Annotated in this window: 30 protein-coding genes; 6 read left to right on the top strand and 24 right to left on the bottom strand. The window is 53.0% G+C overall.

Annotated elements, in window-relative coordinates:
* Window positions 1-15: 15 nt before the first annotated feature.
* From PsW64_RS11150 to PsW64_RS11065, 18 genes are all read right to left on the bottom strand, one after another.
* Complete coding sequence (locus PsW64_RS11150) at window positions 16-456, bottom strand: peptidase P60 (RefSeq protein ID WP_063303639.1); 441 nt, start codon at window positions 454-456, stop codon at window positions 16-18.
* Between the two features lie 2 nt (window positions 457-458).
* On the bottom strand, window positions 459-1,346 hold the full coding sequence (locus PsW64_RS11145; protein ID WP_063303638.1) for a DUF2163 domain-containing protein: 888 nt from the start codon (window positions 1,344-1,346) through the stop codon (window positions 459-461).
* A gap of 22 nt (window positions 1,347-1,368) precedes the next feature.
* Complete coding sequence (locus PsW64_RS11140; protein WP_082831095.1) at window positions 1,369-2,013, bottom strand: DUF2460 domain-containing protein; 645 nt, start codon at window positions 2,011-2,013, stop codon at window positions 1,369-1,371.
* Window positions 2,014-2,223: 210 nt separating this feature from the next.
* Window positions 2,224-2,769, bottom strand: coding sequence for a phage tail tape measure protein (locus PsW64_RS11135; protein ID WP_063303637.1), 546 nt, complete (start codon window positions 2,767-2,769; stop codon window positions 2,224-2,226).
* Window positions 2,766-2,993, bottom strand: coding sequence for a phage tail assembly chaperone (locus PsW64_RS11130; RefSeq protein ID WP_063303636.1), 228 nt, complete (start codon window positions 2,991-2,993; stop codon window positions 2,766-2,768). The genes PsW64_RS11135 and PsW64_RS11130 overlap by 4 nt, the downstream gene beginning before the upstream one ends.
* Window positions 2,990-3,340, bottom strand: a complete 351-nt coding sequence (locus PsW64_RS11125) for a gene transfer agent family protein (protein WP_063303635.1) — start codon at window positions 3,338-3,340, stop codon at window positions 2,990-2,992. The genes PsW64_RS11130 and PsW64_RS11125 overlap by 4 nt, the downstream gene beginning before the upstream one ends.
* Before the next feature lie 10 nt (window positions 3,341-3,350).
* Window positions 3,351-3,767 carry a phage major tail protein, TP901-1 family gene (locus PsW64_RS11120; RefSeq protein WP_063303634.1) on the bottom strand — a complete coding sequence of 139 codons (417 nt, stop codon included), beginning with the start codon at window positions 3,765-3,767 and terminating at the stop codon, window positions 3,351-3,353.
* A 24-nt stretch (window positions 3,768-3,791) separates the two neighbouring features.
* A complete protein-coding gene (locus PsW64_RS11115) occupies window positions 3,792-4,199 on the bottom strand; it encodes a DUF3168 domain-containing protein (protein WP_208980732.1) in 408 nt (135 codons plus the stop codon).
* A complete protein-coding gene (locus PsW64_RS11110) occupies window positions 4,186-4,524 on the bottom strand; it encodes a phage head closure protein (RefSeq protein WP_063303632.1) in 339 nt (112 codons plus the stop codon). The genes PsW64_RS11115 and PsW64_RS11110 overlap by 14 nt, the downstream gene beginning before the upstream one ends.
* Window positions 4,521-5,093: a head-tail connector protein gene (locus PsW64_RS11105; protein ID WP_082831085.1), complete on the bottom strand. Its 573-nt coding sequence runs from the start codon at window positions 5,091-5,093 to the stop codon at window positions 4,521-4,523. Before PsW64_RS11105 ends, PsW64_RS11110 begins: the two co-directional genes overlap by 4 nt.
* A gap of 32 nt (window positions 5,094-5,125) precedes the next feature.
* Window positions 5,126-6,457: a phage major capsid protein gene (locus PsW64_RS11100; RefSeq protein ID WP_063303630.1), complete on the bottom strand. Its 1,332-nt coding sequence runs from the start codon at window positions 6,455-6,457 to the stop codon at window positions 5,126-5,128.
* 83 nt (window positions 6,458-6,540) lie between these two features.
* A complete protein-coding gene (locus tag PsW64_RS11095; protein ID WP_063296280.1) occupies window positions 6,541-6,966 on the bottom strand; it encodes an HK97 family phage prohead protease in 426 nt (141 codons plus the stop codon).
* A 25-nt stretch (window positions 6,967-6,991) separates the two neighbouring features.
* Window positions 6,992-7,171 (bottom strand): hypothetical protein, encoded by a 180-nt coding sequence (locus PsW64_RS11090; RefSeq protein ID WP_063303629.1) that lies wholly within the window; start codon window positions 7,169-7,171, stop codon window positions 6,992-6,994.
* A gap of 51 nt (window positions 7,172-7,222) precedes the next feature.
* Window positions 7,223-7,411, bottom strand: coding sequence for a hypothetical protein (locus tag PsW64_RS11085; RefSeq protein WP_063303628.1), 189 nt, complete (start codon window positions 7,409-7,411; stop codon window positions 7,223-7,225).
* A complete protein-coding gene (locus PsW64_RS11080; protein ID WP_063293238.1) occupies window positions 7,404-8,582 on the bottom strand; it encodes a phage portal protein in 1,179 nt (392 codons plus the stop codon). The genes PsW64_RS11085 and PsW64_RS11080 overlap by 8 nt, the downstream gene beginning before the upstream one ends.
* Window positions 8,583-8,799: 217 nt before the next feature.
* On the bottom strand, window positions 8,800-10,131 hold the full coding sequence (locus PsW64_RS11075) for a DNA-packaging protein (protein WP_193757785.1): 1,332 nt from the start codon (window positions 10,129-10,131) through the stop codon (window positions 8,800-8,802).
* Window positions 10,064-10,576 (bottom strand): hypothetical protein, encoded by a 513-nt coding sequence (locus tag PsW64_RS11070; RefSeq protein ID WP_063293240.1) that lies wholly within the window; start codon window positions 10,574-10,576, stop codon window positions 10,064-10,066. Before PsW64_RS11070 ends, PsW64_RS11075 begins: the two co-directional genes overlap by 68 nt.
* Window positions 10,577-11,033: 457 nt before the next feature.
* On the bottom strand, window positions 11,034-11,528 hold the full coding sequence (locus PsW64_RS11065; protein ID WP_208980731.1) for a YcgN family cysteine cluster protein: 495 nt from the start codon (window positions 11,526-11,528) through the stop codon (window positions 11,034-11,036).
* A gap of 112 nt (window positions 11,529-11,640) precedes the next feature.
* Here PsW64_RS11065 and PsW64_RS11060 point away from each other — a divergent pair, with 112 nt between their 5' ends.
* From PsW64_RS11060 to PsW64_RS11050, 3 genes are read left to right on the top strand one after another with little or no spacing between them, the layout of a single operon-like run.
* Window positions 11,641-13,878 (top strand): transglycosylase domain-containing protein, encoded by a 2,238-nt coding sequence (locus PsW64_RS11060; protein WP_063303626.1) that lies wholly within the window; start codon window positions 11,641-11,643, stop codon window positions 13,876-13,878.
* Complete coding sequence (locus PsW64_RS11055; protein ID WP_063303625.1) at window positions 13,875-14,576, top strand: DUF1214 domain-containing protein; 702 nt, start codon at window positions 13,875-13,877, stop codon at window positions 14,574-14,576. The genes PsW64_RS11060 and PsW64_RS11055 overlap by 4 nt, the downstream gene beginning before the upstream one ends.
* Window positions 14,573-15,163 (top strand): DUF1254 domain-containing protein, encoded by a 591-nt coding sequence (locus PsW64_RS11050; protein WP_063303624.1) that lies wholly within the window; start codon window positions 14,573-14,575, stop codon window positions 15,161-15,163. Before PsW64_RS11055 ends, PsW64_RS11050 begins: the two co-directional genes overlap by 4 nt.
* A 12-nt stretch (window positions 15,164-15,175) precedes the next feature.
* Here the strand turns inward: PsW64_RS11050 and PsW64_RS11045 are convergent, their stop codons facing one another.
* Window positions 15,176-16,018 carry a hypothetical protein gene (locus PsW64_RS11045; protein ID WP_063303623.1) on the bottom strand — a complete coding sequence of 281 codons (843 nt, stop codon included), beginning with the start codon at window positions 16,016-16,018 and terminating at the stop codon, window positions 15,176-15,178.
* Between the two features lie 644 nt (window positions 16,019-16,662).
* Here PsW64_RS11045 and PsW64_RS11040 point away from each other — a divergent pair.
* Window positions 16,663-17,319 (top strand): hypothetical protein, encoded by a 657-nt coding sequence (locus tag PsW64_RS11040; protein ID WP_208980730.1) that lies wholly within the window; start codon window positions 16,663-16,665, stop codon window positions 17,317-17,319.
* Here the strand turns inward: PsW64_RS11040 and PsW64_RS11035 are convergent.
* Together PsW64_RS11035 and PsW64_RS11030 are read right to left on the bottom strand one after the other, a co-directional pair.
* Window positions 17,293-17,679 (bottom strand): DUF1491 family protein, encoded by a 387-nt coding sequence (locus tag PsW64_RS11035; protein ID WP_063303622.1) that lies wholly within the window; start codon window positions 17,677-17,679, stop codon window positions 17,293-17,295. The two genes, PsW64_RS11040 and PsW64_RS11035, sit on opposite strands and share 27 nt — an antisense overlap.
* A gap of 33 nt (window positions 17,680-17,712) precedes the next feature.
* Complete coding sequence (locus PsW64_RS11030; RefSeq protein WP_063303621.1) at window positions 17,713-18,591, bottom strand: peptidoglycan-binding domain-containing protein; 879 nt, start codon at window positions 18,589-18,591, stop codon at window positions 17,713-17,715.
* A gap of 528 nt (window positions 18,592-19,119) precedes the next feature.
* Between PsW64_RS11030 and PsW64_RS11025 the strand changes: the two genes are divergently transcribed.
* Entirely contained in the window at window positions 19,120-19,704 is a 585-nt protein-coding gene (locus PsW64_RS11025; protein WP_063303620.1) for a DUF5330 domain-containing protein, read from the top strand.
* A 146-nt stretch (window positions 19,705-19,850) separates the two neighbouring features.
* The gene (locus tag PsW64_RS11020) at window positions 19,851-20,282 is read left to right on the top strand and encodes a SufE family protein (RefSeq protein WP_057465873.1); all 432 of its coding nucleotides are present in this window, start codon (window positions 19,851-19,853) and stop codon (window positions 20,280-20,282) included.
* Here PsW64_RS11020 and PsW64_RS11015 read toward each other — a convergent pair.
* From PsW64_RS11015 to PsW64_RS11005, 3 genes are all read right to left on the bottom strand, one after another.
* Entirely contained in the window at window positions 20,245-20,991 is a 747-nt protein-coding gene (locus PsW64_RS11015; protein WP_063303619.1) for a DUF6456 domain-containing protein, read from the bottom strand. The two genes, PsW64_RS11020 and PsW64_RS11015, sit on opposite strands and share 38 nt — an antisense overlap.
* Window positions 20,975-21,385 (bottom strand): helix-turn-helix domain-containing protein, encoded by a 411-nt coding sequence (locus PsW64_RS11010; protein ID WP_193757784.1) that lies wholly within the window; start codon window positions 21,383-21,385, stop codon window positions 20,975-20,977. The genes PsW64_RS11015 and PsW64_RS11010 overlap by 17 nt, the downstream gene beginning before the upstream one ends.
* A 490-nt stretch (window positions 21,386-21,875) precedes the next feature.
* Window positions 21,876-22,292, bottom strand: coding sequence for a MucR family transcriptional regulator (locus tag PsW64_RS11005; RefSeq protein ID WP_008549808.1), 417 nt, complete (start codon window positions 22,290-22,292; stop codon window positions 21,876-21,878).
* Window positions 22,293-22,687 lie beyond the last annotated feature (395 nt).

Below are 22,687 nucleotides of genomic sequence, written 5' to 3'. Positions count from 1 at the left end.
CCTGTCCTTTCCGGATCACTGACTTGAGAAGAATGAAAAACGCGCTGCAATCTTGTTGCGCCACATGGGTACCAGTGGGCTTTCAACCACTCCCACCGCCTCGTAGGCATGGATGAAGCGGTCTTTGCTGGTCATGAAACCGAGATGTTTGCAGGGAGACTGCGGTGCCCAGCGAAACAGAATGATTTCCGCTGGCTTTGGCTGTTGCAAAGACCCTTGCACCTCGTTCAGATACTGGTGCGCAGCATTGAGCAACTGGTCCTCGCCTTTCAGCTCTGCCCATTCTGGTGCGTAACTGGCAGGAACGGGAGGCTCAGAATGATGCAAAAAGCGATAGAGGCCTCGGATAAAGCCAAGACAATCGCAGCCGGCACCTTTGGTTGTGGCCTGATGCTGGTAAGGCGTTCCAACCCAGCTCCGCGCTTCTCTCAGGAGGGTGTGGGAAGACTGCTGCATGATCACCCCACCAGCTTTTCGCCGTTGTTGGCGGCAGATTGGCTTTCAGGTCCGGCAAGGATGAAGTCATTGCCCGGCATATGAGGAAAGCCTCGGAAGTTCTCGGTGTTTTGGAACTTCGTCTGGCAGCTGCCCCAGCCTTTATCGCAGCCTGCGGAAACGGACGCGGATACCGGATAAGTTTGCTCCAATAACAAGGGTGCCCAGAGCGTGAGCTTGTGCTTGCCTTGTTCTATGAGGTGACTGGCTATGCGCAGGGGTTGATTGGCGTAGGGGCCGGACAGAAAGGTGAGCTTGCCGAAGGACCACCAGTCTGTGCCGATATCGGTGTTGCCTTCGATGACCAACCGATTGCCGTCTTCTTTGCCTGTGATACTCACCTGTCTTGAGTAGGCAGCGACGTCCAGATTGATCCCGCAGTTGGTATCTCCCAGATCTGCATGACATTGGTGGGAGAGTTGCCGGCCTTTGGGCTCGGAAAGTTTGGCGGCCAATGAGCGGAACTCAGCACGGAAAACATCGGCATCTCTTGTGATTTCGCCAAGAGAGCCGCGCCGGAGCAACTGGTGTTGTTCTGGATTTTGCCAGTTGACCAGATAGACCTCAACTTCGGCATTGTCCCAGAGGCCCGCACTCAACTCCTTTTCGCTCAAGCTGTCGGACGAAAGGAAGCCCAGCGCTTCTTCCTGCCCGGCCTGAAAGTCAGATTGAGCCATGGCCTGCGTGCCATCCAGCCCTATGCCGGTCTCATAGGATTTGCCAAGCAATGTAATGGGGTGGTCGTGGGTGGTGAAACCTAGGCTGAGGCCAGATGGGGCGGTTAAGCGCCAGCAGTAGGCCACGCTTGTGCCCTCACCGGTCAGGTGTTCTTTCAAAGCAGCATTGAACATGGATTTGCTCGCGGAGTTGGTTTCAGATGAGAAGTTCGACGAGTGGGATGGACGGCACCTGCCCCGCTTCGAAGTGCAGGAGGTTGATTTCCAGTTGGTCGCTTTCAAAGCGCGTGGGTGTGTCGAACAGGAAGCCCGCCGTGATCGCCTGATCGTTTGAGGGAATGTGGCCTGCTTGAAATTCCAGGATGCCTGTTAACGGATCGAGCAGCACATCGCTGCCGACGGTTTTCAGTTGACCAGCGACTGCAACAGACACGGTTCCGGCCACTGGTTTCGTGATCCTACGCTGCCAGGTGACGCTTGCAGCACCCACTTGCTTGATGAGCTGGAACGTCGTTGTTGTCCCGTCGCCTGTTCCGATTGCGACATCGGTTGCAGATGGAGTTGCGTCAAAGCTGCAGGATTTATGGTCCATGGGGTCACGAAACCGGAATCCGCAGAGGCGACCACCCACTTTTTCGAAGAAGGAGAGTACTCGTTGCAGGTCTGCTGAGCTGCGCAATCCGGTCCCCACATCAAAATGCCGTCGCGTTCCCTTCCAGATGGCGTTGCGGGTTTCGGCGCCATTGAGTAACCTTGTGACCTGACTGCGTTTTTCTACTCTGACAGAAGCCCCTAGGGAAATTCCAAGTGGGAATGATTCATCAACAAAACATGGTTGCATTTCACCCTCCTGTTTGACTTGGCTCAAGGCTGGGCGCCCGCGAAGCATCTAATAGATTTGATATGGGAAAGTTATCTGCGTGATTTGCGTAGACCCGTTGTCGATGCTCCTCCCTCTTTGCAAAGCAACGGTCTTTTCCAAAAAGTTTGCTACCACCGTCCGGTAGCAAAGCCACGTCGGTCCTTGAGTCCCTCCTCTTCAATGCCGACGTCATAGCCCGCGTCGCCCCCGTCCGGTGGCGCGGGCCATTATCATCGCAATCTGCCCCTGAGATCTTTCAAAGCTGCGCACATCCTGTGTCGCCACATTTATTGTGACGCTGGGCTGCGTGTTGCTCGCATTCATGGCAACACCCAGACGACCATCGTTGCCGCGCTGCAAAGGCAGGATAGCCTCTGCCCCCGCCTCTCCCATCACCCCCAAGCCTGTATTGCCCGCCGCAAACATGGTTGGACTGGAAACCACACCACCTTTTGCAAAGGGCGTTACGCCAGCCACATTGCCAATGGCTGATGAGATTCCAGCAGAAAGCAGGTTTTCAAGCGGCTTTAAAGCACTGTTGAGAGCAGAGCTGGACATGTTGAGCCCGACTTGTGAGAGGATCGATTGCAGGTCTTTGCCAGAGGTGACTGCACTTTGCAGACCTTTGCCAAGCTCTGAAGAGAATTCTTTGGCAAGGGTGTTGACCTCCTGCATGGTTGTTTCCAGCTCACGCGCGTCTTCTACGTTCAGCGGTTCATTAAAACTATCGGTCATGGTGTTTGTTGATCCTCTTTGTCTGGGAACTGGGCCAGCAGCCCTTCCAGTACACCTCGTGTGATCGTGCGGGCATTACGGTTTCCCGGTGGGGTGAAAGCCATTTCCAGCTCAACCAGTGTTGATTGCCAGAAGGTGCGCGGTGACCAGCCAAGCTCCCGGCAGGCTTTGTGCATCAGGTCATGCCAAGGCACAGGCTGGTTTTCAGATTGCCCGGGCTTCACGATTGAGACTGCTGAGGTGGAGAGAACGTGGCGACCAGCAGTTCCCCTGCCAGCTTGGCAAGGGCTGCAACGCCGCCTTCATGGGAGAGCTCTGCAACCTCTTCGTTCTCAATGATAAGTCCACCCCCGCGAAGGCCTGCACCGAGCACTTTGATGATGTCGGCAGCACTCAGCTTCCCAGAGGAAAACCGCTCGGTCAGCTGCTGTAATGTGCTGCAGCTGAGCGCGTCTTCCAGCTCTGCCAGAGCCCCGAGTGTGAGCACAAGAATGTGCTTTTGACCGCCAAGGTCTGCGAGGACTTCACCGCGCCTGCGATTAACACCTCTGCCATAGGTTTTAGGTGGCATCCTGTACTCCTCAGGTTAGCGGGGTGAACGTGAGAGCACCGGCGGATTCCAGCGAGATCTCAAAGGTAACTTCAGATCGGTAGTCGCCGGAGTATTCCAATGCAGACAGGTGAAACGGGCCTTCCAGTGTTCCAAAGCCGGGCAGGATGACCTGCCATGTACGCAGCTCTCCAGCAAAGAAGGCGGTGCGGACTTTTTCTGCGGAGGCTTTGTCGCGAAACAGGCCACTGCCAGAGAGCGAGGCGTGGCGTGTGGAGGCTCCTGCCAGCAGCTCTCGCCAGCGGCCAGTGCTTTCGGCATCGGTGATATCAATGGGTGTGGCGTTGAGGGCGAGGCGTCTTGAGCGCAGGCCTGCCACGCTTTCAAAGGTGCCATCTCCCACTGTATCCAGTTTCAACAGCAGGTCTTTTCCGGCCTGAGCGACCATCTGTTTTCCTCTCAAAGGTTGGTGTTAAGCAGTCTTTTGCAGCAGGACGGAGAATTTGATGCGTCCGTACCATGTGCGACCATCGCCCAGACGGCGGCAGCTTGTTTCAGTCATGGTCAGGCCTGAGGTTTCAAGTCCGGCAGGTGGCGTGACACCCATCTCCAGCAGTTCGTTGAAGATCTGCAGGATTTCCTGGGTTTGAGCCCGGTCCGCATGGCGGGAGTAGATGCCGATTGAGCCTGTGAGCCTGCCGCCGTCATCCAGATGACCTGTCAGCAACTGTGTGGTGACAGCCTCCAGTGTTGCATAGGGCAAGGGTGCTCCCCTTGGCACGCCGTCAAACACCCGTATTGGATCTCCCAGATAGGGTTTTAGCGATGCCTTGGCGTGGATTGCCTGAAACAGGGCTTTGCGGAATTCAAGCTCCCCCATCATCGCCCTCCTCCTGTTCACAAAGGATTTGCATGAAGGGCGCCTGCTCTGAGTGCGGGAGAACTGCTTTTACCCTGAGGCTCTGTCCATCCCGCTCCACCCGCCAACCCTCCGCCACATCTGTGCGGCGGCGGAGGGTGAGCGTGAGCGGGTAAGCGCTGGCAATGCGGCCTGCCGCAGTGCTCTGTGAGCCAGTGGATACCTCTACCAGCCCCCAGACCATGGCGACTTGCTGATAGCTTTTGGTGATAGAGCCATCCGTGCCGTTGGTGATCTCAGGTCTAAGCAGCAGCAGTGGCTCGTTGAGAGTGCCCGCCGCCCTCATATTCTGAGCACCTTGTAAGGGGAGAGTGCTGCCTCAAAGCCGTGGGGCATGAGGCCTGTGAGGCGGTCTTCTTCCAGCATGGTGCGGCGCTCGTACCAAAAGCCGACCAGCATCAGGATGGCGGTTTGCAGACCAGCGGGAACCGAGGTTGCCGCTGAGCCATAGCCAGCTTTGAAGTCAACCTCGATGCCGTTGAGGTCTCGCAATGGCCCAACCGCACCTGCCTTGAAGCGCAGGCGGGCGGGATTTCCGGCCAAATCCACCTGATAGTTCGACGCTGGTACCAGATGCTGGTTGCCTTCCCTGTCATAGGTGTAGACCTGCAGGACTTGTGCGACCGGTGCGACAGGCAGGCGGATCAGGCGGTCTGGTGACAGATCATCCAGAAGAAGTCGCCATTCCTGTTCTATGAGAGCCCGCCGTGTGAGGGTCTCCACCTGTTCCCGCGCAGCTTTGATCAGACGCTCGATCAGATCATCCTCGTGGGTGTGGGAGACCCTGAGCTGCGCATGCGCCTGGGCGAGCGAAACCGGCTCCAGAGCCGGTGGCACTGTGAGTATAGCCGTCACGGCGGCTCCTCCTCGATTGTTGATGAAGATGATTAGGCGCTGAAGTTCAGCAGTTTGTAGGCGTCGAAATCCATGATGCCGCCGCCGACGCGCTTGGTGATGTAAAACAGCACGTTTGGTTTGCTGGTGTACGGATCACGCAGAACAGAGATGCCGACGCGGTCCACCACCATGTAACCACGGTGGAAGTCACCAAACGCGATGGCGTATGGATCAGAACCTGCGGTCATGTCCGGCATGTGTTCAGCTTCAGTGACCGGGAAGCCCATGAGGCTTGGGTCTGCGCCTGCAGCTGCAGGTGGTTGCCAGATGTAGTTGCCCTGCCCGTCCTTCAGCTTGCGGATGGCAGCTTGCGTTCTGCGATTGAAGAGGAAGCGGGCGTTGCGGCGGATGGCGGTTTTGACCCCGTAAATCAGCGAGATCAGCAGATCGCTTCCGTTGGAAGAGGGAAACGCCCCTGCCTGTCCTGTCTTGATGGACCCGATGGAAAGGCCCGTATCATCCAGCGAGCCGTGAATTGTGCCTTTGAGCAGTCCTTGCGGCTGACTGGTGCCGTTGCCATTGAGGAAGGCGGCGGATTCCTTTTCTGCAAAGACCGTTTCCACCTCTTCCGCCAAAATTTCCCCGATGTTGACCGCTGCGTCGTCCAACAAGGTTTGGGTGACGGCTGGCAGAGCAGAAAGCTCGAAGATCTTTACCTCCCGCATCTCAAATTTCATTGCGTTTGTGGGCGTGCTGCGGACATCGGTTTCGCCTTCCCAGTCCGCATCCGGGTTCACCGTCACAACGGGACGGCGGTAGGATGCGCCTGAGATTTTGCGGTTGGACGCGATAGAGCGGATGGGGGACAGGGCCGTGATGCGGCGCAGGATGTCCGTTTCCAGCTGCTCCGGCACCAGATATCCGCCATCGCCAGCAGTGCCGGAGGACATGGCCTTTTGCTCCAGCGTTTTAAGGCGGGTCTCCTGCCCGTCACGCATGTAGGTCTCAAACGCAGATTTGTGCTCCACCTCAGCTGATGGGCCGCCGGTGGTTTCTGGCGTTGAGCGCGGCAAGCGCTGGGATTTGAGTTGAAGCTCATTCAGGTGGCGCAGCTGACCGTCGATAATCTCGTCCAGACGGGCCAGTTTTTCGTCCAGGAGCACATCCGAGCCGGATTTTTGCTCCAGCTCAGCCAAACGCATTTCGTTGGTCTGGGTGTACTCAGAATAAGCGTGGTTCAGCTGGTTAAAGCTGCCAGAGGCCTCCATTCCGGACACAAACTGCCCTGTTGCCGGGCCAGAAAGTGCGGGATGAGCTGATTTTCCTGCAGCTTCCCTCGCGAAGTCTTTGGTCTCTAATGCTGGATTACATGTATTTTTCATAGGATTGTTTTCCTCGTAAAACATATAAAAAAACTGCGGCGCCGATTGGAACCACAGATCGTAGTTTCAAATAATCAGGAGCTTCAGGAGACCACAGTCAGCCGTGCTGATGGCAGCAACGGGAACGTGACCAGCGAGATCTCCCAGAGATCTACCGCCAGCACATCCCGTCTGCCCGTTTTGTTGTTGCGCTGGGCGCGGCGGGTTTTGAAGCCGATGGACAGTCCGTCCAGAATACCCGTTTGCACCATGGCGATGGCTTGCCGGCCCTGTGTGATACCTGGATAAAGCAAGCCCTTTACAAAGAGGCCGATGCTGTCTTCCTGAATGTGCAGCCACTTGCCGATGGGGTGAGATGGATCGTGCTGCCAGAGCATTTTTACATCCGTGAGTTTTTGCTTTTGCAGCGTGTTTTGAAATGCACCTTTGCGCATCACGTCGCCGCCCTGATCGCTTAGTTCAAACCGGCTGGCGTAGCCCTCAATGGCGATGGGGTGATCTGTGTTCAAATTGATTGCCTCCCTTAGCGAGCTTTCAATTGTTTTTTCTGCCGGAGTTTGCTCCCTCCGACTTTGCCGCGCGTCGTTCCACCAATGCTCCGGCGAGTGCCTTGGTGAAGTTGGCGAAGGTCTGTACGGGGGCTTCATTGCCGCGCTGAGTTGGCTGTTGTTTTTGCTCAACGGGCACGGCTTGTGCTTTGTGTTTTTGGATCAAGGTTTCACCTTCAACCTTTCAAATTATCTCAATAGTCTGAGTGCGCAATTTTCAAAGATCCATGCGGAGCAGCTGGTTGAGTTTTTCCAGTTCACTCATGAACTCCTCGAACCTGCGATTGAACCGGATGACTTGCTTTAATGCCCACAAGAGCAGTGATGTGGAGGTGCCTGCCCATGCGCTAAGCGCCACATGGGCGAGGTCCCCTTTTGCAGCGAGCGCTGCCAGCAGCTCATTCATCTTTGCCCTCCGCCCCATATCCAACGGCGATGCGTTTTTCATCGCGGGAGAGGAAGTCCGCTGCGGTGATGCGATCCCACAGTGCTTTGCGTTCCAGCGCCAGCGCTTCGACAGCATCGAGATCCAGCTCCAGCGTAACCTGCTCATCGTAAGCAGCTGAGAGCCAATTGGAGAGCTCGGAGAGAACCCGCGCGGCGAGCGGCACAACCGTCAGGCGCCAGAAGGCGCGGTTGGCTTCCTGATAGTTGGCGTAGGTGTTGTCTCCCGGAATACCGAGCAGCATGGGCGGCACGCCGAAGGCCAATGCGATTTCGCGGGCAGCGACATTCTTCAGCTCAATAAAGTCCATATCCTTGGGCGACATACCCATCTGCTTCCAGTCGAGCCCACCTTCCAGCAACATGGGGCGGCCTGCATTTTTCGCACCCTGATAGGAGCTTTCCAGCTCTTCTTTGAGGCGGTGGAACTGGTCGTCCGTCATGTTCATCGCATCGCCTGCACCATAGACCAGCGCACCGGTTGGACAGGCGGCATTATCGAGCAGAGACTTGTTCCACTCTCCGGCTGCGTTATGAATGTCGAGGGCAATTTGTGCGGCTTCAATGGGGGCGAAGCCGTAATGGTCGTTGAGCGGGTTGAAGAGCTTGATGTGCAGGACGGGTTGGACCTTGTCACCGGGGGCTTTGCGCAGTTCTACTTTGCGGCCTGCCACCTGATACTCGTAGGCCTCCACCCAGCCTACCTCATCCACCAGCACCTTCATGCGGTCGGGCCTGAGAGCGTGGAGCTCACGCGGTGCGCCTTCCAGCGAGACGGCCTCTATATACGCGTTACCGGAGACCAGCAGGAAGCCGTAGACTTCTTCCAGAAACGAGCGCCGTGTTTGCATGGGGGTGGGCTTGTTCAGAAGTTCCATCAGGGGATGGGCTTCCAGCTCTTCATCGCCCACTTTCACAGTGAGGGACACGTTTGCGGCGGCTTCGGAGATGAGGCGTACGCATCTGTAGGCGATAGGATTTCGTAAATACCCTTGGTTTATAAGTGATTCATAGTTGCGCGGGGTCCAGACGGCCCCTTCACCAAACCGCATGAAGGCGACTGATTTTGCCCGTGATGCCTTTTGCTCAGTTACTGGTGAAAAAACTGAATCAAGAAGTCTGCGTAACCCCATGAGATCAGAGTCCTTTTCGCTCTAACTTAATGTTTTGATTCATGTATTTGAGTGCACAAAGCTGTTTGCTTTTGGTCTGCCTTGATAAACAGCTTTAACTCATTTTCTCGCGTATCCTTATCCGAAAACCGGTTCCCACTTTTCGGCGATACACGGAGGGCTAATCCTCACAAACAGATTCAAGTTTGCGAGCTAACCCTTCAAATTATTGGTGTTTTTACAGTTTGCGCAGGCGTGGTTTGCCTGCCGGGCGTCGGTTGAGTTCTGTTATGGCCCAGACCAGTGCATCCAGCCGATCTGGTGATCTTCCGTTGCTCAGGCCACCAACCCCAAAGTCGGAGAGTTCATCTTCCAGCTCAGGAAAGACACCGCAATGATGAACTCGCCCCTGCTCATACAACAGGGCGACAGGCTCTGCTCTGCGGCGTTTGCTTTTGGTTGCGTGGACGGACTTTACCGGCACGCTGGCATCGACACTTTCAATGACCTCACGCACCATCTCGCCACCCTGATTGACCTCTGCCAATAAGCAGTCCGCCTCCAGCTCATGATAGAGTTTGATGGCTTGCTCAGCCCATGCAGCGGGGCGCAGGCCCTGGGCGGTTCTGTCTCGCAAGACATGCAGGTCACCTGCCTCTGTGATACCTGCAGCGACGATGCCACAGGAATCTGCAGTCCTGCCTGATGTGGCTGGCGGGTCCACGGCAACAACAATGCGCTTCAGTTCGGGAGCATCCCGCACCCGGCCCATCTCGAACCATTTGCGGGCGAACAAAGCGTCTTCCCGGTCTTCAATCAGTTCGCCGTCCAGCTCCTGCCTACCTAATCGCGTGCCACCATACCGCTCTGCCATTTGCAGCAGAAACACCTCTGCCAGAAAGGCGGCATTCGCTTTCGTTCCGGCCTTGGTCATCACGGTGCCTTTGTCTTGCAGCAGCAGTTTTAACAGCGGCGTGGACTTGGGTGTTGTGGTCACCAGTTGTTGTGGTTGCACCCCAAGACGCAGACCAAACTGGAGCATGTCGAAGGTTTCTGTCGCGTTGCTCCACTTGCCTGCTTCATCACACCAGGCGGCGTCAAATTGAGGACCGCGCAGAGCCTCAGGATCTTCTGATGAAAAGGCCCGCGCGACCGCGCCGTTCGCCCATTCCAAACGGCGCCGTGATGGGTTCCACTGAGGCTTGTGGCCTGCTGGGTGGACGGTGAGCAGACCGGAAATGCCCTCGATCATCACCTCCCGCACATCTGCATAGGTTTGCCCGACGAGCGCAATATTGCCAGCCGCCGGACCAGCCCATGCTTCTCCTGCAACCTTGCCTCTGACCCATTCTGCCCCTGCTCTGGTTTTGCCTGCACCGCGTCCGCCCATGAGCAACCATGTGGTCCAACGGCCCTCAGGCGGGCGTTGATGGGCGTGTGCGAACACCTGCCAGCTATATTGAATATAACTCAGTTCATGCGCATTCAAAGAGGCGACAAAATCATGAAGTTTGCCCTGCGCCACACAAGCTTTCAATGCGCTGCGAAAGCTGTTGCCGCATCTGGTCATCACTCACCTCTTCTGTGTTGTCCTCACCGTGTGCTTGCTGCAGGTCGATCAACATATCCAGCGTCTTGGCGAGGCTGGTGATGGCTTTTGCTGTGGCATCCATCTCTCCCGCTGCTGATTGCGGATCGCCGCTTAGCTTTTTCAGTTTGGCTTCCAGTGCGCTGACCTGCTTTTCAAAGGCAGCATAGAGACGGGCGATCAGGCGCCTGCGTTCTTCTGGCTGAGAGCTTGCAAGCTCCTGCGCCAGCTCCCACTTGCGTAGCCATCCTTCCCGTTTGATCTTGGTGGTGATGGTGCTGCTTGGCAGGCCAGTCTTGCGAGCGATATCAGCAATTGAGATGGCCTCTTCTTCCACCATGCGGCGGACGACCTGCCAGACCTCTAATGGCACACGCAGTCGTGCTGCCTGCTCATCCTCCTGTTGGGGCTCTTGCTCCTCCGCCATCGTTCCTCCTGTCGCTAAAGCTGTTTGTGCATCTTGATCCGAAAACCGGGTCCCACTTTTCCGCGATACGCTGTAGGCACAAAAAAAGCCGCCCATTGAAACAAGGAGCAGCTGGTCAATTCTCTAAAATGTAGTGCAGATAGAAAGAGTAAGACTGCCTCTGCAGGCACCGTCACACTTTCTCTAGCATGCCACAACCCTATCAAAACAGCGGTGCGCTGTCAAGATTATATTCCTAAGGAAAGTCGTCCAAAGAGGCATGGACACTTATCCCCGTTTCACGTTAGGATTGAAACTCGTTCAACTTTAAATAAAGAAAGCTGTAAGGCTTTGATGCGACATTCAAAAAAGCGCAGGCCCTGAGGCACTGCGCTGGCTTTACAATTGCTTTGAATTTTGACTTATACCCGCTTCTCACCTGTGGAGAAGTAATTGAAAATAAACATATTTTGCAGGATCAGTCTTTGGTGTATTCCTCATCCGGCCAGTCGACGAGATAGTTTTCGAACTCTTCTGGCTCCATTCCATCTTCGCTGATGGTTTTGTCTTGGACTGAGATTCCGGCGTCATGCACGCTTTGCGGATCTTTGGACACAAGCGGATGCCACCAGTACAGATCCCTGCCCTCACGGATTAGACGATACGCACATGTTGGCGGTAACCATTTCAAAGTTCTTACAGTTTCCGGCGAAAGCTGTACGCAATCGGGCACTGTGTCGAAGCGCTGTTCATAGTTTTTGCACCTACATGTGGTTCCATCCAGCAGAGTGCACGCGACGTTTGTCCAGTAGATTGCGCCTGTGTCCCAATCTTCAAGTTTGTTCAGGCAGCAGCGTCCACATCCATCACAGAGTGACTCCCATTCTTCATGGGTCATCTCATCAAGGGTTTTGGTCTGCCAGAAAGGGCGGTGACTCTCAGAGTTTACGGATACCATTTTTGTCGTTCTCATTGCAAAATTCCGATGGGAATATCGCGAGGATGTCGCTTAGCTAGTTCTTCGGTTTGGTTCATTGTCCCCCTTTGCGCATTCAGGGGTGTGACCGGTACTACGGGTAATCAGTTTGGAAGAGAACTCTGATAACAGCGAAAAGCAGAATGTCACGGAAAATTCTGCTGAAAATGTGAAAAAAAAGGGCAAGGAGCGATCTTTTACCCTTCAGGATCTATCTCAGCGGATGCTTGCAACCGATGCATGGCTGGATTCTGCGCTTTGGCACACCTCACAGTTTTTGGGGGTGTTCTTTCGTGAGTACTCGGCCTTCATGCGCCGGTTCTCCCTGCGCGGCCCCTCCAAGTTTATTGCTGGGCTTGCTTCCGAAGGGTTGACCTATTGCGCGTTCGGCTTTCTGATCGTGCTGACCTTTGCGCAGCCGGCCTTTAAAGCAACGGAACGTTCTGACTGGAAGACCACCTCCGACTTTTCCGTGAGCTTTTTTGATCGGTTCGGAAACCCGATCGGCAAACGCGGCATTTTGCTGAACGACAAAATTCCACTGGATGAAATTCCTGATCACGTGATCCAGGCCACCCTTGCTACCGAGGACAGACGGTTTTTTGATCACTTGGGAATCGACTTTGTTGGTACCTTCCGCGCCATGGTTGCCAACGTGAAAGCCCGCTCTGTTGTGCAGGGTGGCTCGTCGATTACACAGCAGCTGGCAAAAAACCTGTTCCTTTCAAACGAACGCACATTACAACGCAAAATCAAAGAGGCTTATCTCGCTTTATGGCTTGAGATGAACCTGACGAAGCAAGAAATCCTCAAATTGTACCTCGATCGCGCTTATATGGGCGCGGGGACATTTGGTGTTGCCGCTGCTTCTGAATTTTACTTCGGCAAAGACGTGCGCGAAATTTCGCTGGCAGAAGCTGCAATGTTAGCAGGGCTTTACAAGGCTCCTTCCAAATATGCGCCGCATAAAAACCTGCCTTCTGCCCGTGCTCGTGCCAACGAGGTGCTGACGAATATCGTGCAAGCGGGCTTCATGACTGAGGGACAAGTTATCGGCGCGCGGCGTAACCCGGCAGAAGCGATTGACCGGACCAAGAGCCGGGCACCAGATCATTTTCTCGACTGGGCGTTTGAACAGGTAAAAGACCTTGCCGAACAGTACCCAGAGCTCAGTAATGACAGGGTTATTTCTGTTCGCACCACGCTAGATCCGGGCATGCAACAGGAAGCCACCAACCAAATCGAGAGCACCTTGCGTCAATACGGTGACCGTTACGGCGTTGAAGAAGCGGCCATGACAGTTATCACCACCGAGGGCGCTGTGCGCTCCATGGTTGGTGGACGCGATTATGATGAAAGCCAATTCAACAGAGCCACTGATGCGCTTCGCCAACCAGGTTCCTCGTTCAAACCGTTTGTGTACATGACAGCCTTCCTGAATGGATATGAGAGCGAGAGTGTTGTCCCCGATCGTCCAATCAGTATTGGCGGCTGGAGTCCACGCAATTATACCCGCAGCTATGCAGGTGCTGTGACGCTCAAGACGGCGTTGACCAAGTCAATCAATACCATTCCCGTTCGTCTGGCACAGGCCATCGGGCGCGATAAGATTGCAACCACCGCCTACATGATGGGGATCAACAGCGAACTGCGTATTACCCGTGCTATGCCGCTTGGAGTCTCTGAAGTTACGGTTCTTGATATGACAAGTTCCTATGCGGCCTTCGCAGCTGGCGGGAAGAAAATTGACCCCTACGCCATATTAGAGTTGCGCAATTCAAAAGGTGAGTTGCTTTACAACCATGATCGTGACGCTGGCCCTTCTCTGCGGATTCTGCCGTTTGACAAGGTCTCGATGATGAATGATATCCTGGTGAATGTGGTGGAACGTGGCACTGGCCGACGTGCCCGGCTGGATGGGATTACTGCAGCCGGTAAGACTGGTACGACACAGGCTTATCGCGATGCCTGGTTCATTGGCTACACGGGCAACCTTGCGGCTGCGGTCTGGTACGGAAACGACAACTTCTCCTCCTCACGCCGCATGACCGGGGGTAGCTTGCCTGCGATGACCTGGGGCAACTTTATGAAGTATGCGCACCAGGGGTTGGAGCTGAAAGCTATGCCCGGTGTGGAGCCGCCTGAAGGAAAGGATGTTATTGCCGCGAATGGTCTCAGTGATGTTGAGGTGACTGGCCCGCCAGAACTGCTCAACAGAACATCACAGCAAGTTCTGGAAGCGCTTGGGAAGCGGCTGCGTGCGCTTCCATTCAACAGTATTTCTCAGTCAAACGTGCAGGCCCAACTGGGCTCTGGCGCAAAGGCGGATGTGACTTATACCCGATGACCCACACCCCTCACATGCCTTTGGTGGCGGTTCGCGAACCAGAAACCACCCAGATTTTTGATGGAGAAACCTCCTGGCAAAAGCCTTGGCCTCATATTTCGCCATTGCTTTTCAAAGCCCCGTTTTTCTCGTTCGGACCGTTTTTATTCTCCATCATGATTGCTTTGATTGTGGGGATAGGCAGTGCTTATCTGTCGCTCAACAGAGGCTCTCCGTTCAGCGCATTGGAAAGCGGCGTGTGGGTTGCGCACCCGCATGCAGGGACGATTGACAGTGATCCTTACAGTACAGCCATTTTTGCACGAACCGGGCGCGTGCCGCTTGGAAGCGGTGAAGGCATTGCATTTTACGCTGCCTTTGATGACAGCGGACGGGCGCTAGACCCTCAGTGCAATTACCGAATTGCCGGTAAAGTACCAACTACACGGCTTTGGACCATTACTGCTTTGAACAACGCCCTGGAGCTGCTTGCGACTGATGCTGGTCGCGCCTCCTTGCATAGCCATGGCATTTTAACGGATCACACAGGCGCGTTTGCAATACAGGTTGCTCCTGAAGCCCGGCCGGCGAACTGGTTGCCAACCGGGGGGAGTAACGGGTTGGTGTTTGCCATGCGTCTTTACGATATCCCCTACACCACAGGTGCCGGATTGAGTGCCCCAGTGATGCCTGCTGTTGAATTGGTGAGCTGCAAATGAATGATCTCCTCAAAAAACTGCAGGACCTTTACATTTCCCCCCGCTGGATCTTATGGGGTGTCGGCGGATTGCTCGTCGCGGGGATAATTCATGTGGCCATTGTTTTGAGCGTTCCTGCTTATGTTCCGCATTCCCCCTATGAACGCGTTGGCGGCTTTGGTGCGGATCGCAGTTTTCAGATGCTGCCACCGATCCTGCCACGCAGTGAGCCTTTGCCGGATCTTGATCCATCTATGCGCCATGCGATCTGTCGTTATTCCCTTGAGAACGGCCCATTGATAGTGAGCGCGGTTGCTCCCTCTCCGTTCTGGTCTCTTGGCCTGTTCAACGAAAAGGGACAGGTGACTTACAGTCTCAATGACAAGACATCTGAGGGTGAAGCTGTGCGCATGTTGGTGCTGACACCACAGCAGCTTTCGATCCTGCGTGAGAACCCGCCTGAAGACCTGGAAGAGATGATTGTGGTTGAGACGAATGAGCTGAGGGGGTTTGCGCTGTTCCGTGCCTTTGCACCGTCCAACGCGTATCTGCCACAGATCTCCGCCGCACTGCGATCTGCAACTTGCTCTGATCTGCCAAAGATTTAGAGCACCACTCGGCTATTTTTGCGGGACAGCGCTCTCCAAGCCCCATCCGGTAAAGATGCGGGACGGTTTCTCGACCTGTTCTGCCGGACGTTTGACCTCAGCATAACATTTGGAGGGCAGTTCTTCGTAGGTGCGACGCAGCTGCTCATAGCCTTTGCTCGCGTCCCAGATTTGCTGGGCAGACGGGGTTTCCACTTCCAGCGCGTTGATGGCGATCTGATAGGCCTGCAGGCGGCGGCCTGTGGCGCGGAGTACCCAATCCACAAAGGACTTATTCTCGCGGACCCTCGCCTTTACCCCCGTTGCAAACTGCGGGTTCACCTGAGTTTGGCGGCTCAGTGCGTCCAGACGCTCATGATCACTCACCAGAACCTGACGGGCAATTTTGCAAAACGGCAGGAGGAGCTTTTGATCAGACCTCATGTCGTCAATCAGACGGGTATAACGGGTTTCGCTGGAGCGGTACTTATCCGAGCGCAGATAAACGTAATAGTTTGACGGATTGATCGCAGCATATGGATCTTTCAAAAAACCCTGACGTTCCAACTGAGCCTTGTTAGCTCCAATCCAATCCTCAGAGGCCGGAGGAACAACCAGTGTCCATCCGCGATCGCGCAGTTCATTTTCCTGATCTGTCAAATTGAGGTTGGAAACGTCTTGCTTCTGGGAATAACGATAGAGCATGCCCAGATCTTCCGCGACGCGGTCATGGAGGAAATTTGGCTTTACTCGGCCAAAATCTCCAGTGGGTTTGGCGCAGGCAGACAACAGCAGGCTGGTTGAAGACACAAGTAGGAGACAAGTCGCAAAGGCCCGACCTTTGCTGATCAATTCTGTTTTCCCGAACTCGCCCATGACTCACAATCCCACTGCTTGCAGCAATGGAGATACAGGCAAAGAACGTAGGAAGCTAGTCCCTCTCGTATTCCGAGTGCTCTTCTACAACGCGAATAACGCCAACTCTGCTGCGGCAGCCTAATCCTGACGGCATTTTGTAGACACCCGGGAATATATGGATCTGGGCTGATGAAAGCTGACGATCAAAGCCTCTGCGTATCTCTAATGGTTGCCTGCGCGAGCGCTCAGTCACGAGATCATGAAGTGTACCCATCGTTTGTCCTCTGGCACATTTACCGGTCAATTCCGTGGTTCTTCCAAGCCTCAGTTAAGCGGAGTTTCAGTTAATGAGCTGTAAAGCATTTGCTTCTAAATTTAGCTAGTAATTATATTCGATGTCATATGTATCGCTGCGTATTTCTGGCGACTGCGAAAAGCATCGATAAATCATTGTTTTGCGTATACAGGTTCCTTCACTCATGGAAGACAGGTCTCAACTCCTAATTGCAGCAACAGAGGCTTTTGCTCAAACCGGCCATTCTCATGCAAGCTCTCATATGTATGAGGAGTTAGCGCTGCAGCACCTGTCATCAGCCACTGCGGCAAGTCGATTGAAGGTAGCGCACCTGTTGTGCCCGATCTCTCATGCTCCGGAGGCCGTGATGAAAGCTCTTGCAAATGACCATGACCAGATGATTGGAGAATACGTTGCTCTCAATTCCAGGAGTGCCGTTGCCCCTTCACATCCAGCCAGTTCCTCTGATGAGCTTGCAGAAGATCTGCTTGGTCTCTTCCTGCAGAGCGCGCCGATCTCATCATACAAAGACCTCTCAGCAAGCCTGTCAGATGCCTCTGCTTCAGATGACACGGTTGACGCTTTGACGGAAAATGAGGCGCAGGAACTAACACTTAGAGGGCTAAAATTTGGCCACACGAGCATGGTAGGCCAGCTGGCGCATGCCTGCCGCATGACTCCAGATCAGATCCATCAATGCTGTACGCATTCTTCTCCGGACGGATTCATTGTCATGCTCGTTGGTCTTGGGTTCTCTTCCCGTCTTGTCGACCAGCTGCTCGTCCGGTTTTGGGGCACACTCATTGAGACGGATCGCATGAGAGACCTGCAAAAGTCTGCTGCTGGTGTTAGCAAGAAGATTGCGCGACAGTTGCTCTGCAGCTGGAGTGGAGAGATTTCTCCTCCTCGCTATAACACGATTTTTGAGGCAACCGAGACAGTTGTGCGGGAACTCAAAGCCCAGGGCACATCTTTAACGCGGCCCTCACATTACCATTCAGAACTTGCGACCCTTAAAGCCTGAAAATAAATCTTCAGGCCCCGGCTCTTTTGGTAGTGACAGGAAGCTTCTGGCTTCCTTATCTTCAACTTCGACAACCCAGAAGTCAGGGTCCATGCGCTCTTCGCGTGTGAGTTTGGCTTCAATTTCCTCTCGTGAAGTCTTTTCCATCAAACATTCAAACTCGCGATCGAGTGTTTTTTCCTCTTCAAAGAAAGACTGCGGGACAGGACCGTAAAAGTCGTAGGTCGTGTCCAACCGATCAACAATAATGAAGATGGCCCCTGCTTCCAGCGCGCCTTTGCGGCGTATGCCTGCGAAAGCACCTTCCCCGAAGCACCGGCGTGTGTAAGCAGCGACCCAAAATTCAGAGGTTACTCGCATCAAGTTGTCTTTCTTATTGAAGAAGTCGCGCTATCAGATCCGCGTGCCACTGACGGTAGCAAGCTTAGAGAAGAGAGCTTCGCTCATTTGCCCGTCTATCTGCAAAGCATTATCGCGTTGGAATGCGGCAATTGCAGAAGCGGTCTGGCCACCCGGAATACCATCAATTGTAAGCGGGCCGTACCCTAGATCTGCCAATGTTTTTTGCAGGCGCTTGATACGCTCAGTCATTGCATCCGTTTGACCCGAGACTTGTGTCAGATTGGAGCCACTTTGCGTCAATGCTTCAATTTCCTCAGGACTTGCCCGAGGAATAGGAATCTCAGCCCCTTCAGCAGACGCGGTGTTTGGAGACGGCGCAAACGCGGCAAAGTCCATTGTCAGCCGTGCGAGCAGCGCTTCGGTCACCTGCCCGTTTTCACTCATTGCGCGTTGTCTTTGATAAGCACGGACTGCCCGTTCTGTCGCGGGACCGAACTGGCCATCCAAACTGCCCGGATACACCCCTAAACGGCGCAGTTCTTTTTGCACTTCAGCAACCAGCTCTTGTTGTCTCAATCTCTGAGTTGCTCTTACAAGTTCTGAGCTATCTAACTGGCTTTGAGAAACCCGAGTGGCGACTATTGGAGAGGGATGCTTGGCATCTTGCAAAAAGGCAGCGTTCACCGCGATCAGCGATGCCATGCCAACGAAGCCTAACAGCACCAATGTAGAGAGCTTGTTCATGCCTGGAGACTTTTTGGAGGCAGCGTTAGCAACGGCAGCATGATCGACTTCGCCATTTTCATAGAAAACACCGTCTTCGTCATAGTCCACATGCATTTGGTAATCACCATCAGGCTGCGTATGTGCAGAACCCCTACGGGCTCCACCTTTGCTCGCTTTTTTGCCGTTTGGCTTTCGCCCCACCATCAAGCACTACCTCTTTCAACGCAATTTGTGTGTTACCCGAGTACTCGGTCACTGCTAATTTAAACTGGTGTCTTCCTGAGAGGTTAGAGATATCGCCCTCACCTCAGCAAGTCCACTTTGAATAGCTCTCTGCCCACCGAGAACCACCATAAAACCTTGGGTTAAATTGGGCTGTATTCTGGTTTTCCAGTCCTACTGTTTCTATCAAGTTTTGCTTAAAAAAACTCTTATGTGCACTTTTGAGTTTTAATTGTGAGCCTCTTCTGGTGGCATTTCAGTTCAATAAGATACCGCTAGGATACTTTTTCTACACCTTTTATTAATCATAGATACGCTTCGCCAACTTTTCGAAAGACGAAAAATAGCCATAAATTTCAGTAGTTTTCAAATTTACATAAAATTTGATTCAATTTTATTGAGAACAATATATGTTATATTTGAGAGTAAACCCTATAGTTTCAACAAGTTAAACGACTATCTAAAAATTGTCAGCCTATTCGGCGCACTTGAAACCCACGGGCGAAGCCAATGTTCTTTTTGCTTAGAACTACATTTTGGATCGGACTTGTACTGCTTCTGCTTCCAATTGGAACTGGCAGTGATGAGGACGCACCATCTATTGGGATCGTTCAGGTTTACCTTGCTGCTCAATCCACCGTGAAGGACCTTGGCGGTTTTTGTGATCGTAATCCCAATGCTTGCGAGATGGGCGGCTCTGTCATCACACTCGTCGGTTTAAAGGCAAAAGAAGCTGCTCGCTTGACCTACAATTACCTCAGCGACAGTGAGGCAGAAGATCTGCAACCCACCAAGTTTGCTGCTCTGCCTTCAGCCCAGGATGCTATCGAGGCAATACCATTTGATGAAGTTGCAGCTGGCCAGTTGCTGCCGAGCCTTACAAGCCCATCAGACGAGCCTGCACATTCCGGTACACTTAGTTCAGCTGATCGGGACATTCCATGGCAACTCGATCAAGACCAGCAACAGAACAGCTCTGCGCAAGCAGATCCATCTGAACAAGGTCTGTTTGCTGAAGTTCAGCCAATCTATGCAACTCCAGTTGCTGCTGTTCCGTTACCGCGTCCTAATCCGCTGTATTACGGTCGGAATTAAGGTCAATTTCCATAAATCTGAGCTATTTATGGCCTATACTCTCATCTGGAGTGTGGGCCGTTATACATTTTGAATCCAATCGTATTGCCCCTAACCGGTTGGCGCGGTAGAAACGCCCTCAAAACCCTGAGTGAGAGAATAGTATTATGACCACTGCGATCGCTGATATTCTGGAAGGCTTTGAGTTCCTCGAAGACTGGGAAGACCGCTATCGCTATGTCATCGAGCTGGGTCGAGAACTTGAGCCCCTGACAGATGATGAACGCAGTGAGGAAAACCGCGTTCATGGCTGTGTTTCTCAGGTCTGGCTTTCGAAGAACATTCAGGAAGATACCGATAAAGGCCCGATCCTGTTCTATAAGGGCGACAGCGATGCACACATTGTTCGCGGTCTTGTTGCTATCGTTCTTGCGCAATATTCCGGTGTTTCAGCAAAGGAAATCCTTGCAACGGACATCGAGAGTATATTTGGCAAGATTGGCCTCAAAGAACACCTGACGCCTCAGCGTTCCAATGGCTTGAGTTCCATGGTTCAGCGTATCAAGGATGATGCGTCCGCTGCTCTAACTCCGAATTAGACGCTGCCCAACTCGCCATCCGAGCGTTTTCGGGACCGATCGCACGACTGCGAGACGCACCGTAATGTGTAGCAAGTCGGTCTAGCGCCAACCCCAGAACAATCTTGGCTGTTCGTTGTGGCCATTGACGCTCGCTCTCAACCTGTTTCAAAGGCTTCAAGAAACAACACACATCCATGAGAACGCCGGAGAGCTCTGGTCCGACAGTTGAGAGAGCTCTTTGAAGGCGATCTCTGGCATCGTAAACGCTGTCGGATACATCATCTACCTTAGTACTCGATCTTAATGATTGCTCACTGCGCCAGTTCGATCTAACGGTTCCCCAAAGTTGCGCGTAGGTGAAATCTTCTCTTAATCGCTCACCTGCTTCAAACTGGAGCTCCGAGAGGTATCCTCTCCCCGTTTTGTCTTTTCTACTCCTTAGCCAGGCCAGTGGGCTTTCTGAGTTGATGGTATTGATTTGAGATTGCTCCGTATTAGATTGAGTTTCCAACCCTCCATAGCTCAATTTTCGCCGCAACCAGCTTTTGCCCTTTTTGGTCAGCTGGTAGCCCTGCGCACAGGAAGCAACCAGCGACAGGGCTATTGCACGCGATAAGACAGCTTTAGCTTCCCCCTCAGGTTCCGCATGCTGCTTTGCAACTGCGAGCCCTTTGCATAATTTGATGAGCTGCATTTCAGATACTGCTTCCTCAGGCTGGGTAGGCATCAGACTGACCTCCGGAGCTTAGGGAAGAATGCATGCGCGCACTGGCAATAGACGCAGACAGCTGCCCCTCAATCTCGGAGAGGACAGCATCAAATTTCGGATCTTCTCTTAAATCTTCAACCACCTTGCAGGCATGGGCTGCTGTTGTTCTGTCACGTCCAAAGACTGCACCTGCTTGGGACAGGGTCATGCCCATTGAGACGTGAAGAATATACATAGAGACTTGGCGGGCCTGTGCAGCTTTTGCATAACCGCGGGAGGCAGAATGAAGCTCCTCTGGCTTCAATCCAAATGCAAGCGCGACACGGCCTGTCGCCATCCAGTCCACCGCTGACAGAGGCTTTTGGGACAGTCCAGAATGAACCGAAGACTCCGAACACGGACTCTTGGACATTTCATTTTTCTCCCCCTCAGAAAATCTTGGCATTTAATTACTCCAATGAACTGATTGGTTATCGTCAAAGAACAATTGATTGTTGCCCTAGCGATACTCGGGGGGGATAAGATTGGTACCTCGCGGTCTCAAAGCATAAATTTTTCTAAACGACTGGCAGACTTAAGCGATTTTTGAGTCCAGCTTCGAAGTTTCGAAAGCTGCCCTTAAAACCTTATCGAATTATTTTTTTGAATTAACTCTTGAGACTTGCAGGTGTTTTGAGATCACAACTTAGTAAAGCACAAGAAAATTAGAACTTAAGCTCTAGTGTCAGATGAACTAATTTTACCTTTACGGAAGGTCGAAGAAGGCGTGCCAGGGCACTATGCACAACACGTGCACCCTTAAGGGAAATTCATCAATAATGGGGGGATAAGAAACAGCAGAAGGGGAATAAAAAAAACCAGCCCCGATTGAGGCTGGTTTTCTGTCAGGATATGTCCTGAAATTACTTAGCGCGTTTACGCTGCTGGCCGAGACCCATTTTCTTAGCAAGCTCAGAACGAGCTGCCGCGTAATGAGGAGCAACCATTGGGTAGTCTGAAGGCAGACCCCATTTTTCACGATATTCTTCAGGTGTCATATCGTAATGCGTGCGTAGGTGACGCTTCAGGGACTTAAACTTCTTACCATCTTCAAGACAGATGATGTAATCGTTCGTAACAGACTTCTTCACCGGCACAGCTGGCTTGAGTGGCTCAGGCTCTGGCTCGGAAAGATCACCACTGGTTTTCTGCAAAGCGACGTAAACGTCGTTGATCAGCACAGGCAAATCGGCAGAGGCCACAGTGTTATTACCAACATAGGCTGACACGATATCAGCAGTCAGTTCCATCAAATTATTATCTGCAGGGATCTCGCTCATCTCTAACCTGTCATCTTGTGGATCTAAATTTCGTAGGTGTGCTTACTTACTACAGAACTAATACTTCAATCCGAAGATTAAACGTTAGATCCGTACTTATCTCAGCTAAGCTTCGACTCTAAACAAGCAAAAACCATAGGAGGCTTTTATAGAGACAGGAAATAAGGATAACAAGTTAAATTCGGTATGAAAAAGCAGATTTACTATGGTTTTTTGTGCATTGTGATTTAGAAGGACCTTACAGACTTCCAACAAACTTGAGAAATCATAGAAGTAAACTAGATAAACTGCTTGCCCTAATGTACAGGTAAAAGAATGAGACTTTGCTGTGTAATTGGCTGTTGGCAAGGCGATGCCGGTGAAACTCACGTTTCTAGTCAACCGCCTTCCCAAAG

Source organism: Pseudovibrio sp. W64 (assembly GCF_001623145.1).
Classification (GTDB): domain Bacteria; phylum Pseudomonadota; class Alphaproteobacteria; order Rhizobiales; family Stappiaceae; genus Pseudovibrio.
Note: the sequence above shows the minus strand (reverse complement) of the source record. Positions and strands in the feature narration are given on the sequence as shown.

What these genes read in the sequence shown, in the direction of transcription:
- PsW64_RS11100 (WP_063303630.1), bottom strand. Translation starts at nt 6,457, where the DNA reads ATGAAAAATACATGTAATCCAGCATTAGAGACCAAAGACTTCGCGAGG.
- PsW64_RS11050 (WP_063303624.1), top strand. Translation starts at nt 14,573, where the DNA reads ATGAATGATCTCCTCAAAAAACTGCAGGACCTTTACATTTCCCCCCGC.
- PsW64_RS11070 (WP_063293240.1), bottom strand. Translation starts at nt 10,576, where the DNA reads ATGGCGGAGGAGCAAGAGCCCCAACAGGAGGATGAGCAGGCAGCACGA.
- PsW64_RS11085 (WP_063303628.1), bottom strand. Translation starts at nt 7,411, where the DNA reads ATGAATGAGCTGCTGGCAGCGCTCGCTGCAAAAGGGGACCTCGCCCAT.
- PsW64_RS11030 (WP_063303621.1), bottom strand. Translation starts at nt 18,591, where the DNA reads ATGGTGGGGCGAAAGCCAAACGGCAAAAAAGCGAGCAAAGGTGGAGCC.
- PsW64_RS11025 (WP_063303620.1), top strand. Translation starts at nt 19,120, where the DNA reads ATGTTCTTTTTGCTTAGAACTACATTTTGGATCGGACTTGTACTGCTT.
- PsW64_RS11020 (WP_057465873.1), top strand. Translation starts at nt 19,851, where the DNA reads ATGACCACTGCGATCGCTGATATTCTGGAAGGCTTTGAGTTCCTCGAA.
- PsW64_RS11045 (WP_063303623.1), bottom strand. Translation starts at nt 16,018, where the DNA reads ATGGGCGAGTTCGGGAAAACAGAATTGATCAGCAAAGGTCGGGCCTTT.
- PsW64_RS11135 (WP_063303637.1), bottom strand. Translation starts at nt 2,769, where the DNA reads ATGACCGATAGTTTTAATGAACCGCTGAACGTAGAAGACGCGCGTGAG.
- PsW64_RS11115 (WP_208980732.1), bottom strand. Translation starts at nt 4,199, where the DNA reads ATGGGGGAGCTTGAATTCCGCAAAGCCCTGTTTCAGGCAATCCACGCC.
- PsW64_RS11125 (WP_063303635.1), bottom strand. Translation starts at nt 3,340, where the DNA reads ATGCCACCTAAAACCTATGGCAGAGGTGTTAATCGCAGGCGCGGTGAA.
- PsW64_RS11010 (WP_193757784.1), bottom strand. Translation starts at nt 21,385, where the DNA reads ATGTCCAAGAGTCCGTGTTCGGAGTCTTCGGTTCATTCTGGACTGTCC.
- PsW64_RS11150 (WP_063303639.1), bottom strand. Translation starts at nt 456, where the DNA reads ATGCAGCAGTCTTCCCACACCCTCCTGAGAGAAGCGCGGAGCTGGGTT.
- PsW64_RS11015 (WP_063303619.1), bottom strand. Translation starts at nt 20,991, where the DNA reads ATGCCTACCCAGCCTGAGGAAGCAGTATCTGAAATGCAGCTCATCAAA.
- PsW64_RS11075 (WP_193757785.1), bottom strand. Translation starts at nt 10,131, where the DNA reads ATGACCAGATGCGGCAACAGCTTTCGCAGCGCATTGAAAGCTTGTGTG.
- PsW64_RS11080 (WP_063293238.1), bottom strand. Translation starts at nt 8,582, where the DNA reads ATGGGGTTACGCAGACTTCTTGATTCAGTTTTTTCACCAGTAACTGAG.
- PsW64_RS11120 (WP_063303634.1), bottom strand. Translation starts at nt 3,767, where the DNA reads ATGGTCGCTCAGGCCGGAAAAGACCTGCTGTTGAAACTGGATACAGTG.
- PsW64_RS11145 (WP_063303638.1), bottom strand. Translation starts at nt 1,346, where the DNA reads ATGTTCAATGCTGCTTTGAAAGAACACCTGACCGGTGAGGGCACAAGC.
- PsW64_RS11065 (WP_208980731.1), bottom strand. Translation starts at nt 11,528, where the DNA reads ATGAGAACGACAAAAATGGTATCCGTAAACTCTGAGAGTCACCGCCCT.
- PsW64_RS11035 (WP_063303622.1), bottom strand. Translation starts at nt 17,679, where the DNA reads ATGCGAGTAACCTCTGAATTTTGGGTCGCTGCTTACACACGCCGGTGC.
- PsW64_RS11005 (WP_008549808.1), bottom strand. Translation starts at nt 22,292, where the DNA reads ATGAGCGAGATCCCTGCAGATAATAATTTGATGGAACTGACTGCTGAT.
- PsW64_RS11040 (WP_208980730.1), top strand. Translation starts at nt 16,663, where the DNA reads ATGAAAGCTCTTGCAAATGACCATGACCAGATGATTGGAGAATACGTT.
- PsW64_RS11055 (WP_063303625.1), top strand. Translation starts at nt 13,875, where the DNA reads ATGACCCACACCCCTCACATGCCTTTGGTGGCGGTTCGCGAACCAGAA.
- PsW64_RS11140 (WP_082831095.1), bottom strand. Translation starts at nt 2,013, where the DNA reads ATGCAACCATGTTTTGTTGATGAATCATTCCCACTTGGAATTTCCCTA.
- PsW64_RS11110 (WP_063303632.1), bottom strand. Translation starts at nt 4,524, where the DNA reads ATGAGGGCGGCGGGCACTCTCAACGAGCCACTGCTGCTGCTTAGACCT.